This window comes from Agrobacterium sp., assembly GCF_032092815.1.
Classification (GTDB): domain Bacteria; phylum Pseudomonadota; class Alphaproteobacteria; order Rhizobiales; family Rhizobiaceae; genus Agrobacterium.
In genome coordinates, this window is sequence record NZ_DAMDBP010000012.1 from 71927 (window position 1) to 87479 (window position 15553).

Genomic DNA, 15553 nt, shown 5'->3' on the forward strand with positions numbered 1-15553 from the left:
AGTGATAAATCATGCGCTTGTTGGTGCCGGCCCGCCGGGCCACGACATCAATACGTGCACCTGCCAGTCCCTTCGCCGCGACCTCGCGACGGGCTGCTTCCAGAATGGCAGCCCGCGTCCGTTCAGGATTGCGTTGTTGTGTCGATGCGCGTTTGCGAACAGGCTTCACGCTCTCGTTTGTGTCCGGATCAATATTGTTATTCGTATTTGTTTTATCCATCACGACACCCGCTTGACAATGCGTTCGATCAGTGTTCCCATGTAACCAATTAGTTATAAAACAGCAATAGCTGTTCTCGAGCATCATCAATTGGCATTCAATATGGGAGGAGTTGCCAATGTCCATGACGCTTCACAGGCGCACTGTGCTTTCCGGGGGCCTTGCGGCACTCACTCTTGCAACTCTCGGCGGTGGTTCCGCCAATGCGCAGGCTGCACGCCTTCGTATGTTGTGGTGGGGCTCGCAGGAGCGTGCCGACCGCACCAATAAGGCCATCGAGGCCTATAAGACTGTAAAACCCGACCTTACGATTGCAGGAGAATTCGCAGGCTGGAGTGATTATTGGCCACGTCTTGCAACTCAGGTTGCCGGACGCAATGCGCCAGACCTGATCCAGATGGATTATCGCTACATCTTTGAATATGCACGGCGCGGTGCGCTTGCGCCTTTGGATGACTATATCGGCAAATCCTTGAAGATCGATGATTTTGGCAAGATGAACATCGATTCCGGCCGCGTGGATGGCAAGCTTTACGGCGTCAATCTCGGTGTGAACTCGAGCGTCATGTTCTTTGATGCTGCAGCCTGGGAGAAAGCAAAGGCAACGCCACCGTCATCCGGTCAGACCTGGGAAGAATTTGCGGAAAACGCCACGATTTTTGGCAAGAACAAGCCAAAGCCCGGTTATTTCGCAACGGCTGATTCCAGCGGTCTGGAACCAAGTTATGAAAACTGGCTGCGCCAGAACGGCAAGTCCCTGTTCACGCCGGAAGGTGGTTTGGGATATGACGCCAGCGACGCGGCCAAGTGGTTTACGATGTGGGCTAAGATGCGTGAAGCCGGGGCCTGCGTGCCCGCAGATGTTCAGGCGCTTGACCAGTTGAACATTGAAACCAACCCACTGACCACGGGTAAGTCGGCGACTGCTTTTGCCCACTCCAACCAGTTCGTTGGTTATCAGGCGCTCAACAAGGCCAAGCTTTCCTTGACCTCCTATCCGAAGGTATCCAAGGATTCACCATCCGGTCACTACCTGAAACCATCCATGCTGATGAGTGTTGCCAATGGCAGTGCTGGGATTGAGGCAGCGGTTGAATTCATCAACTTCCTGGTCTCTGAACCTGAAGGCGTGGATATTCTCGGTGTGGAGCGCGGCGTGCCGGCATCGGAAGCCATGCGCGGCCAGCTTGGTCCGAAACTCAATGATGTCAGCCAGGCGATGGTGAAGTATATTGCCGACATTACCCCTGACGTGGGTGACCTTCCACCTGCGCCACCACCCGGTGCTGGTGAACTTGCCTTTGTGTTGACCCGCACCAGCCAGGAAGTGGCCTTTGGGAAAATGACGCCGGAGCAGGGCGGTGAACGCCTTGTCACAGAAGCTGAAGCTGTTCTGAAGCGGAAGTAATCGCAAATGACCATGCAGTCTGACATTCTTGCGAGGGAGGGCCGTGATACGGCTCTCCCAAAACGGGGCGGTTTGCGTCGTGTTTTTGATCGCAACTTCCACGCCTATATGTTTCTGCTGCCATGGCTGATCGGCTTTTTCGGCCTGACGCTGGGCCCTGCGCTGGCCTCGCTCTACCTGTCATTCACCAATTACGACTTGCTGCAATCGCCTGACTGGGTTGGTGCGTCCAACTATGTGCGCATCGCCACGGCGGACCCCAAATTTGCGGCAGCGATGAAGGTGACCTTTACCTATGTTTTGCTGTCGGTGCCGTTGAAGCTGGCTTTTGCCTTGCTGGTTGCGATGGCGTTCAATCGGGGCATCAAAGGACTGACACTGTACCGTGCCATTTTTTATCTGCCCTCTTTGCTCGGTTCGAGCGTGGCGATTGCTGTCTTGTGGCGCCAGCTGTTTGCTTCCGATGGTCTCGTCAACATGATGCTGTGGCAGTTGTTCGGTTATGAGGGGCCAAGTTGGGTCTCCAACCCCGACTATTCGCTTTACACGCTGGTTATTCTGTCGGTCTGGCAGTTCGGGTCGCCGATGATCATCTTCCTTGCCGGTCTTCGCCAGATCCCGCAGGATATGTATGAAGCTGCGGAAATGGACGGCGCCAGCAAGACACGACAGTTCTTCCGCATAACGCTGCCATTGTTGACGCCTGTGATCTTCTTCAACGCGGTGATCCAGACGATTGATGCCTTCAAGGCCTTTACGCCAGCTTTCATCATTTCTGAAGGCACTGGCGGGCCAATCAATTCGACACTGTTCTACACGCTCTATCTTTATCAGGAAGCATTCGGTTTCTTCCGTATGGGATACGCCTCCGCTTTGGCATGGATCCTGGTCGTGATTATCTCATTGTTTACAGCCTTCTCCTTCCTCAGCGCACGTTATTGGGTGCATTACGATGACTGATGCTGTTACCGCTCCACGTCCCGGAACTGAAGTTCAACGCTCGCCGCTTCGTTCTACCTTGCTGCATGCAGCGCTGATCATCAGTTCGATCGGCATGCTTTATCCCATCCTGTGGATGATCTCCGGCTCGTTCCGACCGCAGGAAGAATTGTTCGGTTCCTCCTCGCTTATTCCATCGGCACTTGATCTCGGCGGTTATATCCGTGGCTGGACAGGTTTACAGGTAAGTTTCGGCCAGTTCTTCTGGAACTCGTTTTTCATCGCCGTTCTGGCGACGATCGGCAATGTGGTTGGCTGCTCACTTGCCGCTTTTGCCTTCGCGCGGTTGCGGTTTGGCGGGCGTAATTTCTGGTTCGCGCTGATGTTGGGCACCTTGATGCTGCCCTATCACGTTGTGCTCATTCCGCAGTACATCATGTTTTTGGAGATGGGGTGGGTCAACACATCACTGCCGCTGATCGTGCCAAAATATCTGGCAACGGATGCCTTCTTCATCTTCCTGATGGTGCAGTTTTTCCGCGGCATCCCCAGAGAGTTGGATGAGGCTGCGGTGATGGATGGTTGCAGTCCGTTCCGTATCTACTGGAAAATCATGCTGCCCTTGTCTTTGCCTGTACTGGCAACCGCGGCGATCTTTTCCTTCATCTGGACCTGGGACGATTTCTTCGGGCCGCTGATTTATCTGAACGACATCAATACCTACACCGTGCAGCTTGGTCTGCGCTCCTTCATCGACTCCACCGGCAGCTCGGACTGGACGGCCCTGTTCGCCATGTCCAACCTGTCGCTGATCCCTGTTTTCCTGTTCTTCCTGTTTTTCCAGCGCCTTCTGATCGAAGGCATCGCAACCACCGGCATGAAACGCTGAAACGCCAAGGCATACCCATGAAACCTGTTCGATTTGCAGCCATAGGCATCAACCACGACCACATTAGCGGACAAACACGTTGCCTGCTTGACGCAGGTGCCGAATTTGTCGGTTTCCATGCGGTGGAAGATGACCTGTCGAAAGCCTACAGCGCGAAATTCCCCGGCGCACAGCGCGTGGATGACAAACGCCGTTTGATCGAAGATGAGAGTATCGATCTCATTATCAGCGCTGCCATTCCCGATGAACGTGCCGGCATTGCCATAGAAGCGATGAAGGCTGGCAAGGATGTGATGGTTGATAAACCTGGCATGACCACGCTTGACCAGCTCGCCGAGGTGAAGCGCGTTCAGCAGGAAACAGGGCGTATTTTCTCGATTCTCTATTCCGAGCATTTCGAAAACCGCGCAACTGTAAAAGCCGGTGAATTGATTGCTGCCGGTGCAATCGGCAAAGTGGTGTCCACCGCCGGTTTCGGTCCACACCGTTTGCGTGCACCAACTCGCCCCGAATGGTTCTTCAAGCGGGAGAGATATGGTGGCATTCTGGTCGATATAGCGTCGCACCAGTGCGAACAGTTCCTGTTTTTCACTGGCGCTGACACGGCGAGCATCCTGTCTGCGACGGTGTCCAATCGTGCCAATTCGCAGTTTCCTGGCCTGCAGGATAGCGGTGACATCCATCTTTCCACTGATGATGCGGATGGTTTCATTCGTGTTGACTGGTTCACTCCAGAGGGCTTGCCAAGCTGGGGTGATGGTCGTCTGTTTATCACTGGAACGGAAGGCGCAATCGAGCTTCGCAAAAACATTGATGTTGGTGGACGTGATGGTGGCAACCACCTGTTCCTCACCGACAAGAAGGGCGTGCAATATATTGATTGCAACAATGTGCAGCTTCCCTATGGCGCACAACTGATTGCTGACATCCGCAATCGCACCGAAACGGCCATGCCACAGGCGCGGTGTTATGCGGCGATGGAAATTGCCCTGAAGGCCCAGAAGCTGGCGGAGGGTAAGACCCATGGCTAAGCGTTACAAGGTCGGCATTATCGGTTGCGGTATCGGCAAATCGCATATGGAAGAAGGATATTTCCCGCATTCCGATAAATATGAGGTTGCCGTTTTGTGTGACCTTGATGAAGTCAGGCTGAATGCGGTCGCCGACGAGTTTGGCGTCACGAAACGCACACGCCTGTCCGACGAAGTCATGGCCATGGAGGATGTCGACATCATCGATATCTGCACGCCACCTGCCACCCATACCAAACTCATCCTGCAGGCGCTTGCCGCAGGAAAACATGTCGTTTGTGAAAAGCCGTTGACGGGATCATTGGCTGAGGTTGACGAAGTCCGGCGTGCCGAACAGACCGCAAAAGGCGTTCTCATGCCGATTTTCCAATATCGATATGGTGAAGGTGTTGCGCAGGCACGCCACATCATTGAAAGCGGCCTGGCTGGAAAACCTTATGCGGGAACCGCTGAAACTTTCTGGAAGCGCACAGCGGCCTATTATGACAATCCGTGGCGCGGACGCTGGGTGACCGAGCTTGGCGGAGTGCTGATGACCCATGCCATCCACCTGCATGATATGCTGACCTATCTGATGGGGCCGGTTGACCGGGTTTTTGCGCGCACGGCAACGCGGGTAAATGCCATTGAGGTCGAGGATTGTGTGTCTGCTAGCCTTTTGATGCAAAACGGTGCGCTTGTTTCCGCCACCTGCACGTTGGGGTCTCAGGAAGAGATCAGTCGTCTTCGCATCGCATTTGAAAACGTCACCTTCGAAAGCGTGCACTCTGCCTACTCCCCCGGGGATGGGCCTTGGCAGATCATTCCTGCGAATGAAGAGATTGGTTTGAAAATCGCTGAGCTTGTCAAAGAAATGCCGCCGATCGGCCGACGATTCAACGGCCAGATGGCAGCCTTTTATGAGACGCTTGAAAACGGAGAACGCCCACCGGTGACGAGTGATGACGCGCACCGCTCCTTGGAGCTTCTGACGGCAATCTATCATTCCAACGATACCAATAGCGATGTTGCCCTGCCGATTACGCAGGCCCATCCGAAGTACAAGAGCTGGCGACCTTAACAGGTTGGTCTTTGGCTGCCGGACGGGAGGAAACAGAATGGCAAGCAGCATTAAACTGGAAAAAATCGTCAAACGTTATGGTGCGCTGCCTGTCATTCATGGCATCGACCTGCAAATCGAACCGGGTGAATTCACCGTATTCGTTGGGCCTTCTGGCTGTGGCAAGTCCACGCTGTTGCGCATGATTGCGGGGCTGGAGGAAATCTCCGGCGGCGAATTGCGTATTGATGGTGAACGGGTAAATGAGACGGCTGCGTCCAAACGTGGCATCGCCATGGTGTTTCAGTCCTATGCGCTTTACCCGCATATGAGTGTTTACAAGAACCTCGCTTTTGGTCTGGAAACGGCCGGTTACAAGAAACCGGAAATCGAGGCGCGGGTCAAAAAGGCGGCCGATATTCTGCAGATCGGCCCGCTGTTGCAACGCAAGCCAAAGGCACTTTCCGGTGGCCAGCGCCAGCGTGTTGCGATTGGGCGTGCAATCGTTCGTGAACCCAAGATCTTCCTGTTTGACGAACCGCTATCCAACCTCGACGCTGAGCTGCGCGTGCAGATGCGTGTCGAAATTGCCAAGCTGCACCAGACACTCGGCAGTACAATGATTTATGTGACGCATGATCAGGTGGAAGCCATGACCATGGCGGATAAGATTGTTGTACTCCGTGACGGCCATATCATGCAGGTCGGCAAGCCGCTCGACCTCTATAACCACCCGGCAAACCAGTTCGTTGCTGGTTTCATTGGTTCACCCAAGATGAATTTTCTCAATGCGAAACTGGCGGCCGATGATGGTTCAAGGCGGACTTTGGAGGTTGCTGGCCAGAAAATACTGCTTGAAAAACCATTGGCAGCAAAAGACGGCGAGCCTCTGACCTTTGGTTTGCGTCCCGAACATGTCGAACCGCAATCACAGTCTGCGACATTGGGGCAGGGTGCAATCCAGCTTGTCGAGCATCTGGGCGGATCGACGGTTGTTTACACCAATACGGCCGACGGTCAGCCTGCAACGGTGCTGCTGGATGGCCAGAAACATATCAGGATTGGTGAAACCATTCCGCTGGCCTTTGATCTTGCAAATACGCATATCTTCGGCGCTGATGGACGCAGGTTATGAGGATGCTCCGTCGCAGGATTATTTGATAAGCTTGAACGGGATCCCGGACGCCAGTGCTTTGACATAGCGTTTTTTCTGAAACAGGCCGTTTAACGAAACTCTGGGCAGCAGACCGATGTTGTCCAGACTGGTTTTTGACAAGACGCCAGGCTGCGTGGTGACTGCAACTGGAATGCCGGTTGCAAGCACGGCGTCTGCCTCTCTTTGCCCGGTGGCAGACTTATAGCCATAGGGAAAGGAGAATGACTGCGGAGACACCCCGGTATATGTCTGCAATGTCGAAATGGACTGGCGGACTTCATTTTCCAGCCGTGTCTGGTCAACACGTTTCAGGTTTACATGGGTCATGGTGTGCGCACCCATATGGGCAAGCGGATCGTCATGAACCAATTGCTTTAGTTCAGCCTTCGTCATGACGAGATTGTCGACAATGGCGAGCGGATTGATGCCATACTGACGCGCTGCCGCATCAATGCGGGTAACGGCGACATCTTCGTCGTTGGCGTGCACAAAGGCGGCCAGCCGGTCAAACGCATCATGTTTTTGCGTTAGGCTTTCTGCCGCTACGGTCTCAGTGCCTTGGCCGAAATCAAAATCGAATTTGTCCTGCTGTCGAACCAGTGCTTCTACAGTTTCCCACCACATGGAGCGACTGCGCTCCGTCAGACCTGGTGCCACAAATATCGTGTAGGGAATTCCAAATTTTTGGAAAACCGGCGCAGCATATTGCGCATTGTTGCGATAACCGTCGTCAAGCGTGAAAGCGACGAATGTGCGGTTATCGCCCTGATCTGCAAGGCGCGCGGGCAGGTCGTGCAAATGGACCGGTGTCATGCCCATCTCCAGCACCGCCTTGATGGCCTTTTCGAGAAATTCGGGAGTGACAGAGAGTATTGCGTTGGGAGCAAATGCCTGCGGACTATCTGGACGCACATGATGCAGCGTGAAGATAAGGCCGCGCCCGCTGGCACTGGGAAGCAGTGCACGAACAACTGAGAGCGCAGACACTTCAAGCCCGGCTCTGATGATCCCATATTTCAACATGCGTTTGGCGGATTGCAAAGAGAACATAGGCGTGTGGTCCAGATCGTCGTGTCGTATTATTTCTTTGATAGGTTGAATATTCTGCGTGTTAATACACGCCATGCGGTTAACGGTAGATCAAGGAAACCGGGCAGGGGATCATTCCAGCTGAAGGCCGCCATGGCACGCACCTTGAAAAATGAGCCAAAGAAGCTGCGCGCTTTCAGTTTGCCGCGTTTGATAAGGGTGATCGCGGCAGCAAGGTCGCGGGCAGCATAGATCCAGGCCGTGCCGGAATGTGCGGTCAACAGGTTTGACGGCAACTTTCCTTGGGCTGCGTCCCACATCAAGGGGCCAAAATCAACGCCGGCTGCCGAGGACAATGCCAACCATGCCCACGGCCTTGGATTGACGTCGAGTATGTTGAGGGAGCCGTTAAGGGGATGGCGTTTGAACTCAATCTCCACCAGACCACTAAATGCCAGGGATGAGAGCAGTTTATGTGATGCTTCGATGAGGGCCGGTTGCGAGATCACCTCGACATAGGTGCTGGTGAAGCCGAAATCGACGGGATATTGCCGTGTGCGGCGGGCCGTGAACTCTGCAACCGGTTTTCCCTCACTCCACAGGGCGACATAGGAAAACTGGCTTTCGCCACCGCCAGGGATAAGTTCCTGCACAACAACATTGCGCGCACCAATTTCGCCGGCAGCATCGGTGAAACTGTCAATAAAGGACGCCTTGTCATCAGCCTTGATGACTTTTGCCTTGACGATGCGGCTGTTTCCGCCGCCCATATTGGGTTTCAAGATCACCGGGAATGTGGGCGCCAGCATATGCGCTTCTTCGGTCGATGCCAGTTCGTTTGTGCGTGGATATTGCAGACCCAATTCTTCCGCGCGCTTGTAGAGAAGAGGTTTGTCGCACAGCCATTGCAGCGACTGCCAGTCTGGCAACAGGATGTTGTATTCGGATTGCAGTGCCTGTTTGGCTTTCGACACCAGCATCACTTCCGCATCGCCTGCGGGTACAAGAAGACTGCCTTGCAGACCATTTTTGCGGGCAAATTCGATGAGAAAAGCCGTGGCATCGACGTGGTCCGCACCGGGCCACTTGATCTGTTTTTGCACAAAGCGCGACCACCCGGTGAGAGGAGAATCATTGCTGATGTAATGAACCCTTATGCCGGATCGTCCGAGACTTCTTGCCAATGCCAGTGCCCCATGCGCTCCGCCAAGGATAACGACACCTGTCGACTGCGGTGAAATGGCTGTGCGTGGCAATATTTTGGTCCTGAAAGGGCGCCGGATAGGGCGGCAAGGCGGGCTGGTACGTTAGAACGATACGCCCAAATGGGAAGCAAACCCTTAATTCTCCAAGCGCAAACATCAATGCCACCCGAATAGTTTCAATGGCTTCGAAGCACTTGTTCTGGGGCGTCTGAAACAAAATGTGGAAACGTTACCACGTTTTTTATTGACGCTCGCTCTTGAACCGGATAGCAAAATGTGGAAACGTTACCATATTGGGAGGAACCATCATGAAGGCAGCACGCCTCAATCGTCTTTTCGGCACGTCCGGAAATTGCTTCGACGTGGCTATTGACCACGGCATGTTCAATGAACGCACATTCCTGGCAGGCATTGAAAACATGAAGACCGCCATTCAGGTCATCGCTGAAGCGAAGCCGGATGCCATCCAGCTTCCGCCTGGAACTGCCCCTCTTCTTCAAGCTATTCCGGGCAAGGATCGTCCAGCTCTGGTGCTGCGCACCGACATTGCCAATATCTACGGTAACCCGCTGCCATCGGTTCTGTTTTCGGAAGTGATTGACCGTGCTGTCGAACAGGGCGTTGTGCTGGATGCGGCCTGCGTGGTTGTCAATCTTCTGATGTTGCCGAACCAACCGGAAGTTTACCGCGCCTGCGTGCGCAACGTGAACATTCTCAAGCGCGAATGCGAAATCTACGGCATGCCGTTGATGGTTGAGCCTCTGGTCATGCAGGACAACTCCAAGGGTGCCTACATGGTTGACGGCGCCATCGACAAAATCCTGCCGCTGGTTCGCCAGGCCGCTGAGCTCGGCGCTGATATCATCAAGGCTGATCCGTGCGATAACGTCGAAGAATACCACCGCGTTATCGAAATCGCGCAGGGTCTTCCGGTTCTGGTGCGTGGCGGTGGCCGTGTCAGCGATCAGGAAATCCTGTCGCGCACCAAGGTGCTGATGGAGCAGGGCGCTCGTGGCATCGTCTATGGCCGTAACGTTATCCAGCACAGCAACCCGAAGGGCATGACGCAGGCGCTGATGGCTATCGTTCACGATGGTGTAACTGCAGAGGAAGCGGCGCGCCATCTCGGCTAACCGTGCGGTAACGAAGGGAGGAATGTTATGACGAAGATTTTCCGCTTCGGCGTTATCGGCTGCGGTCTGATGGGCCGTGAATTTGCAAGTGCAGCCGCGCGTTGGCTGCATTTGGCGGATGCAAAAGCGCGTCCGGAAATCGTTGCAGTGTGTGATACCAACACTTCCCTGATGGACTGGTTCAGCGACAATGTATCCACCGTGCGCCAGCGCACGACAGACTACAAGGAACTGCTGGCCAATCCTGAGGTGGACGCGATCTATTGCGCGGTGCCGCACGTCCTGCATGCCGAATTCTACACGGACATCCTACGGGCCGGAAAACATCTACTCGGTGAAAAGCCGTTCGGCATGGACCAGCTGCAGAACAGCGAGATCATGAAGGTTTTGAACGAAAAACCTGAATTGGTCGTGCGTTGCTCGTCCGAAATGCCGTTTTTCCCTGGTGCGCAAAAGGTCATTGAACTAGCGCGCAGTGGCGAGATGGGTGAGATCCTGGAAGTCGAAGCTGGTTTCCTGCACTCTTCCGACATTGATCGGCAAAAGCCGATCAACTGGAAGCGCATGGAGCACATCAACGGTGCCTATGGCTGCATGGGGGATTTGGGCATGCATGTGTTGCATGTTCCGCTGCGCCTTGGTTGGCGCCCTTCCACGCTTCACGCGCAATTGGTGAAGAAGGTAACCGAGCGTCCAGACGGCAAGGGCGGTGTCGTGCCGTGCACCACCTGGGACAATGCGACGATCAGCACACGTGTAACCACTGCCGATCAGGATTTCCCGATGGTGTTGAAAACCTGGCGTATCGCGCCCGGCGAATCCAACACCTGGTATATTCGTGTCCTCGGCATGAAAAAGAGCGCCTATTTCACCACGAAGTCTCCACGCCAGTGGCAGTGGATGGATTATAATGGTGGTGCTCAGGCGTGGAGCACGGAAGATCTCGGTTATGGTTCGTTGTTCCCGGCAATCACCGGCAAGATTTTCGAGTTTGGTTTTGCCGATGCCATTCAGCAGATGTGGGCAGCTTTTGTCGACGAACTGGCCGGCGGCAATGGCAGAGGTTTCCATTGCGCCACGCCACAGGAGGCCCAGTCGCACCATGCCGTTTTGACGGCTGCGTTGCAGTCTGGTCGCGAAAACCGTGTGGTTGAAGTCAACTATGCCAATGGAGCGTCCTGATGAAACGCTCCGAGATCAATACGGCCCTTAAATTTGCCGTCGGCATGCTTGATAGCTGGAAATGGTCGCTTCCCGTCTGGGGGGACTGGACCAGCGAGACATTGGCAGCACGGCCAGACGATGCCGCCTATCTGCGCGCTCACCAGTTGGGTTGGGATGTGACGGATTTTGGCACTGGACGGTTTGCCGAGTGTGGCCTTGTGCTTTTCTGCCTGCGCAATGGGATCGTCGGGCAGGCTGACGAACGCACCTATGCTGAAAAATTGCTGTTCGTGACCGAAGGGCAATTGACGCCCGCCCATCTTCACAAGGCCAAGATGGAAGACATCATCAACCGTTCCGGTGGCACGCTGGTGATTGAGTTCAGCGCCGTTCATGAGGACGGAACGCTGAGCAATGACGATGTCGTGGTACAGGTCGATGGCCTGCCGCAGCGTCTTGCGCAATGGGAAAGCCTTGAGCTTTCGCCTGGCCAAAGCGTAACAATCCATCCCGGTCTTTATCACCGTTTCTACGGTAAGGTAGGTGACGGTCCGGTACTGGTCGGTGAGGTCAGTCAGGTCAATGACGACCGCAACGACAACTTCTTCCTCGAGCCAATTGGTCGTTTTGCCGAGGTTGAAGAAGATGAGCCACCCTTCCGGCCTCTCTGGAATGAAGGGGGCAGCTGATGTCCTTGGGGGAGGAGACAAAAGGCGGACAATCAGGAGGGATCGTTTGCGCCGGCAATTTCATCGTTGACCGCGTGCACACACTTTCCTATTGGCCGGAACAGGGCAATCTGACGCATATCGCCCATCAAGATATCGGCGTTGGTGGCGGAGCCGCCAACGTGGTGACGGATCTTTCATCCCTTGGTTTTCCGGGGCGTTTGTCGGCTGCTGGCTGCCTTGGGGATGATGCCGATGGCGTGTTCGTGCGTGAGCGTCTCTCTGATCATGGGATCGATGTGTCGCGGATGGTGTCTTTAGACAGGGCCGCTACGGCGCATACCCATGTGATGTCGGTGCCGGGTCAGAGCCGGACGTTTTTCTATCATGGCGGCGCCAATGACGACATGACGCAGGCCTCGATTGATATCGCATCCTGCGTGTCACAGGGCTATCGTCTGTTTTATCTCGGTTATCTGATGTTGTTGCCGGGATTGGACAAACTCGACCATGAAGGACGGTCTGGTGCAAGCCGTCTGCTGGAAACCGCGCAGAAAGCAGGATTGCTGACCTGTGTGGATTTCGTGTCGAGTGAAGACCCGGCCTTCCAGCGTCAGGTGGAGGCGGCACTTCCCTATTGCGACTACGTCATCATCAACGAAATCGAAGCTGGCCGTGCCACGGGAGTAACCGTACGTGACAGCGATGGTGTGTTGTTGCCGGACGCTGTTTTGAAGGCCGGCAACAGTTTGCTCTCCGGTGGCGTCAAGCGCGGCGCAATCATTCATGCACCGGAACTTTCCCTCTGGCTCGAGCGTGGGTGCGAACCGATTACGACCTATTCGCTTGCTGTCGCTGTCGAGGATATCGTCAGCCCGGTAGGGGCAGGGGACGCATTTTGTGCTGCCGTACTTTACGGCCTGCATGAAGGCTGGCCGAGTGCCAGAACAGCTGCTGTTGCGCATCGTGCGGCAGCTCATTGTCTCGGTGGCGCAACAGCCACAGATGGAATTCCGCATATGTCGGTTCTCGTTGAGGAAACCAAGGAGACGGAACAGGCATTCGGCTGAACCCCGGCTGTCGCAGAAGGAGTGTGCGACAGCCGGTTTTATCAACACATGGGAGGAGAATAACATGAAGGCATATCTTAAAGCCGCAGCATTCGGTCTGGTCGCTTCGGTTAGCATGGCGCCGATGAATTTCGCGCATGCTGCCGAAAAACCGGTGGTCGCAAGCATCGTGTTCCAGGGTGATCAGTTCATGAAGTCGCTGCAGGCCGGCATGCGCAGTGCTGCCGAAAAGGCCGGCGCTGAAATTCTGGAAATCAACATTGATGGTGACCAGGCCAAGGAAACGCAGGCGATTGATACCTATATCGCCCGCAAGGTGAATGCGATCGTGATTGCACCGGTTTCTGCCAAGAACTCGGCCGCGGCTCTGAAGCGCGCCCGTGACGCAGGTATTGTCGTGGTTGCCGTCAACGGCGGCCTGACCAATGCCGGTATTGCGCAGGCAACCTTCTCGACCTCGAACAAGGATCTCGGCATATCCACCGGCAAGGCGGCCGCCAAGTTCATTACTGAAACTTTGGGCGGTAAAGCAAAAGTTGCCATTTTGGGCTTCAAGTCGCTGTTACCTGAACAGAGCGGCGATCGCACTGGTGGCTTCAAGGAAGCTGCTGCTGCAGGCAACACCGTTGATGTCGTAACCGAACAGGACGCATGGCTTCCGGAAAAGGCAGTTTCTGTCGCAACCGATATCCTGACCGCCAACCCTGACGTCAACGTGGTCTACGCCGCCAATGAGGGCGGTACGATTGGCGCCATGCAGGCCGTGCGTAATGCCGGCAAGGCCGGTTCCGTTTATGTCTTCGGTATCGATGGTTCCGAGCAGCTCGCCAAGGGCCTGATGGCCAATGACAATGTGCTGCAGGCCGTTACGGCACAGTCGCCGTTCGACATGGGCGCACAAGGCGTTGATGCGGCACTTGCCATCCTCAAAGGTGACAAGGTTGCCGAGCAGACAACCGTTCCGGCGCTCCTGCTGTCGCGTGCTGATCCTGATGGCGTCAAGGCATTCGCCGAAAGCCTCAAGAAGTAAGGAACAGCGCACGGCATATACCGTGCCGTGCGCATTCCCCACCCTCCAGAAAACACGGAGAACGTATGTCTTCCGTCCTCGAATTGCGTGGCCTCACCAAGCATTACGGCAAGGTGACGGCGCTCGATGACTTCAACCATTCCTTCGAACGGGGGAAGGTTCATGCCCTTTTGGGTAAAAATGGCTCTGGTAAAAGCACCTTCATCAAAATGATGTCCGGTGCCACCGAACCGACAAAAGGCGAAATCCTTTTGAATGGCGACGTCTGTCATTTCAGTCGCCCCTCCGATGCGTTGGAGGCCGGTATCGTCACGGTTTATCAGGAACTCAGCCTGGTGCCGCATCTGAGTGTGGCTGAAAACATCTTCATGGGACGCCTGCCCAAGCGCAAAGGTACGCCATTCATCGATTGGCCGGAGTTGCGCAAGCGTGCAGCCCAATTGCTGAACGATATGGGGGCCGGTGACATTGATCCCGACATTCCAGCCGGCGATTTGTCTGTTGGGCGCCAGCAGGTGGTGGAAATCGTCAAGGCCATGTCGTTCAACCCGATTGTGCTGCAATTGGATGAACCGACCTCGGCGCTGGCACAGGCTGAAGTCAAACAATTGTTTGAGCTTGTCCGGCGTCTGCGTGATCGCGGTGTGACGATCATCTACATCTCGCATCGTCTGGCGGAACTGACCGAGATTGCCGATACGGTAACGGCCTTGCGTGACGGTGTTTTTACCGGATCCTGCTCGATTGACGAGGCGACACCTGCCGTCATTCTTGAAATGATGTTTGGTGAAATCCAGCCGGTTCACCGCCCATTGCACCCCAAGGAGCGGACCAAACCGATCCTTTCGGTGCGCAACCTGTCACTGGCCCCTTTGTTGAAGGATATCTCCTTCGACCTTTACCCAGGTGAAGTGGTGGGCATTGCCGGCATGCTTGGTTCGGGGCGAACTGAACTTCTCAGGGCGATTTATGGTGCAGGTCCGCATGATGGCGGAGAGATTGTCGTCGACGGCAAAACCGTTTCGAATGTCTCCATTCCTGTCATGAAGGCCTTTGGCATCGGTTACACCTCCGAAGATCGCAAACATGGCGGTCTGGCGCAGATCCTGTCCAGTCACGCCAACCTATGCCTGGCTGCCATGCAGCGCATCGGCAAGATGGGCTTCATCACAACTGGGCGAGAAACGCCTTATGTCAAAAAACAGATTGAAGACCTGTTGATCAAGGTTGGTGACCCATCCTTGCCCGTGTCGAGCCTTTCCGGCGGCAACCAGCAGAAAATCGTTGTCGGCAACTGGCTGAATGACGACCCGCGCATCCTGCTTTTTGATGAGCCTGGACGCGGTGTCGACGTGCTGGCCAAACAGCAGATCTACAACATCATCTGGGAACAGGCGACCGAAGGTCTGGCCAGCATCGTGGTTTCCACTGAGCTGGAAGATCTCGTGGAATGCTGTGACCGCATTCTCATTTTGCGCGACGGTGTCATTGCCGATGAATTCGTCAATGACAAGCTTGATCCCAAAACCCTCTATGCCGCCTGCATGGTGCGGCACAAAACCCATTGAATTC

At 54.9% G+C, this 15553-nt stretch carries 14 protein-coding genes and 1 pseudogene; 12 read left to right on the top strand and 3 right to left on the bottom strand.

Annotated elements, in window-relative coordinates:
* Window positions 1–220, bottom strand: a pseudogene (locus RT613_RS09540) (TetR/AcrR family transcriptional regulator); the annotation flags it as partial.
* Between the two features lie 118 nt (window positions 221–338).
* On the opposite strand from RT613_RS09540, the gene RT613_RS09545 reads away from it, so the two are divergent.
* The 6 genes from RT613_RS09545 to RT613_RS09570 all read left to right on the top strand — a co-directional run bounded on the left by RT613_RS09545 (window position 339) and on the right by RT613_RS09570 (window position 6661).
* A complete protein-coding gene (locus RT613_RS09545; protein ID WP_313614853.1) occupies window positions 339–1628 on the top strand; it encodes an ABC transporter substrate-binding protein in 1290 nt (429 codons plus the stop codon).
* A 108-nt stretch (window positions 1629–1736) separates the two neighbouring features.
* Window positions 1737–2588 carry a sugar ABC transporter permease gene (locus tag RT613_RS09550; RefSeq protein ID WP_313614954.1) on the top strand — a complete coding sequence of 284 codons (852 nt, stop codon included), beginning with the start codon at window positions 1737–1739 and terminating at the stop codon, window positions 2586–2588.
* The gene (locus tag RT613_RS09555; protein ID WP_313614855.1) at window positions 2581–3456 is read left to right on the top strand and encodes a carbohydrate ABC transporter permease; all 876 of its coding nucleotides are present in this window, start codon (window positions 2581–2583) and stop codon (window positions 3454–3456) included. The genes RT613_RS09550 and RT613_RS09555 overlap by 8 nt, the downstream gene beginning before the upstream one ends.
* A 17-nt stretch (window positions 3457–3473) precedes the next feature.
* Entirely contained in the window at window positions 3474–4487 is a 1014-nt protein-coding gene (locus RT613_RS09560) for a Gfo/Idh/MocA family oxidoreductase (RefSeq protein ID WP_313614857.1), read from the top strand.
* A complete protein-coding gene (locus RT613_RS09565) occupies window positions 4480–5547 on the top strand; it encodes a Gfo/Idh/MocA family oxidoreductase (RefSeq protein ID WP_313614859.1) in 1068 nt (355 codons plus the stop codon). Before RT613_RS09560 ends, RT613_RS09565 begins: the two co-directional genes overlap by 8 nt.
* A gap of 37 nt (window positions 5548–5584) precedes the next feature.
* Window positions 5585–6661 (top strand): sn-glycerol-3-phosphate ABC transporter ATP-binding protein UgpC, encoded by a 1077-nt coding sequence (locus RT613_RS09570; RefSeq protein WP_313614861.1) that lies wholly within the window; start codon window positions 5585–5587, stop codon window positions 6659–6661.
* 18 nt (window positions 6662–6679) lie between these two features.
* Here the strand turns inward: RT613_RS09570 and RT613_RS09575 are convergent, their stop codons facing one another.
* Together RT613_RS09575 and RT613_RS09580 are read right to left on the bottom strand one after the other, a co-directional pair.
* Entirely contained in the window at window positions 6680–7732 is a 1053-nt protein-coding gene (locus RT613_RS09575; RefSeq protein ID WP_313614862.1) for a polysaccharide deacetylase family protein, read from the bottom strand.
* 29 nt (window positions 7733–7761) lie between these two features.
* On the bottom strand, window positions 7762–8967 hold the full coding sequence (locus tag RT613_RS09580) for an ATP-grasp domain-containing protein (RefSeq protein WP_313614863.1): 1206 nt from the start codon (window positions 8965–8967) through the stop codon (window positions 7762–7764).
* 257 nt (window positions 8968–9224) lie between these two features.
* On the opposite strand from RT613_RS09580, the gene RT613_RS09585 reads away from it, so the two are divergent.
* The 6 genes from RT613_RS09585 to RT613_RS09610 all read left to right on the top strand — a co-directional run bounded on the left by RT613_RS09585 (window position 9225) and on the right by RT613_RS09610 (window position 15549).
* On the top strand, window positions 9225–10049 hold the full coding sequence (locus RT613_RS09585) for a class I fructose-bisphosphate aldolase (RefSeq protein ID WP_192489310.1): 825 nt from the start codon (window positions 9225–9227) through the stop codon (window positions 10047–10049).
* A gap of 27 nt (window positions 10050–10076) precedes the next feature.
* Entirely contained in the window at window positions 10077–11231 is a 1155-nt protein-coding gene (locus tag RT613_RS09590; RefSeq protein ID WP_313614865.1) for a Gfo/Idh/MocA family oxidoreductase, read from the top strand.
* Window positions 11231–11902, top strand: a complete 672-nt coding sequence (locus RT613_RS09595) for a D-lyxose/D-mannose family sugar isomerase (protein WP_313614866.1) — start codon at window positions 11231–11233, stop codon at window positions 11900–11902. Before RT613_RS09590 ends, RT613_RS09595 begins: the two co-directional genes overlap by 1 nt.
* Window positions 11902–12951: a carbohydrate kinase family protein gene (locus RT613_RS09600; protein ID WP_313614867.1), complete on the top strand. Its 1050-nt coding sequence runs from the start codon at window positions 11902–11904 to the stop codon at window positions 12949–12951. Before RT613_RS09595 ends, RT613_RS09600 begins: the two co-directional genes overlap by 1 nt.
* 64 nt (window positions 12952–13015) lie before the next feature.
* A complete protein-coding gene (locus RT613_RS09605; protein ID WP_313614869.1) occupies window positions 13016–13981 on the top strand; it encodes a substrate-binding domain-containing protein in 966 nt (321 codons plus the stop codon).
* 65 nt (window positions 13982–14046) lie between these two features.
* Complete coding sequence (locus RT613_RS09610) at window positions 14047–15549, top strand: sugar ABC transporter ATP-binding protein (protein ID WP_313614870.1); 1503 nt, start codon at window positions 14047–14049, stop codon at window positions 15547–15549.
* The last annotated feature ends 4 nt before the right edge of the window (window positions 15550–15553 follow it).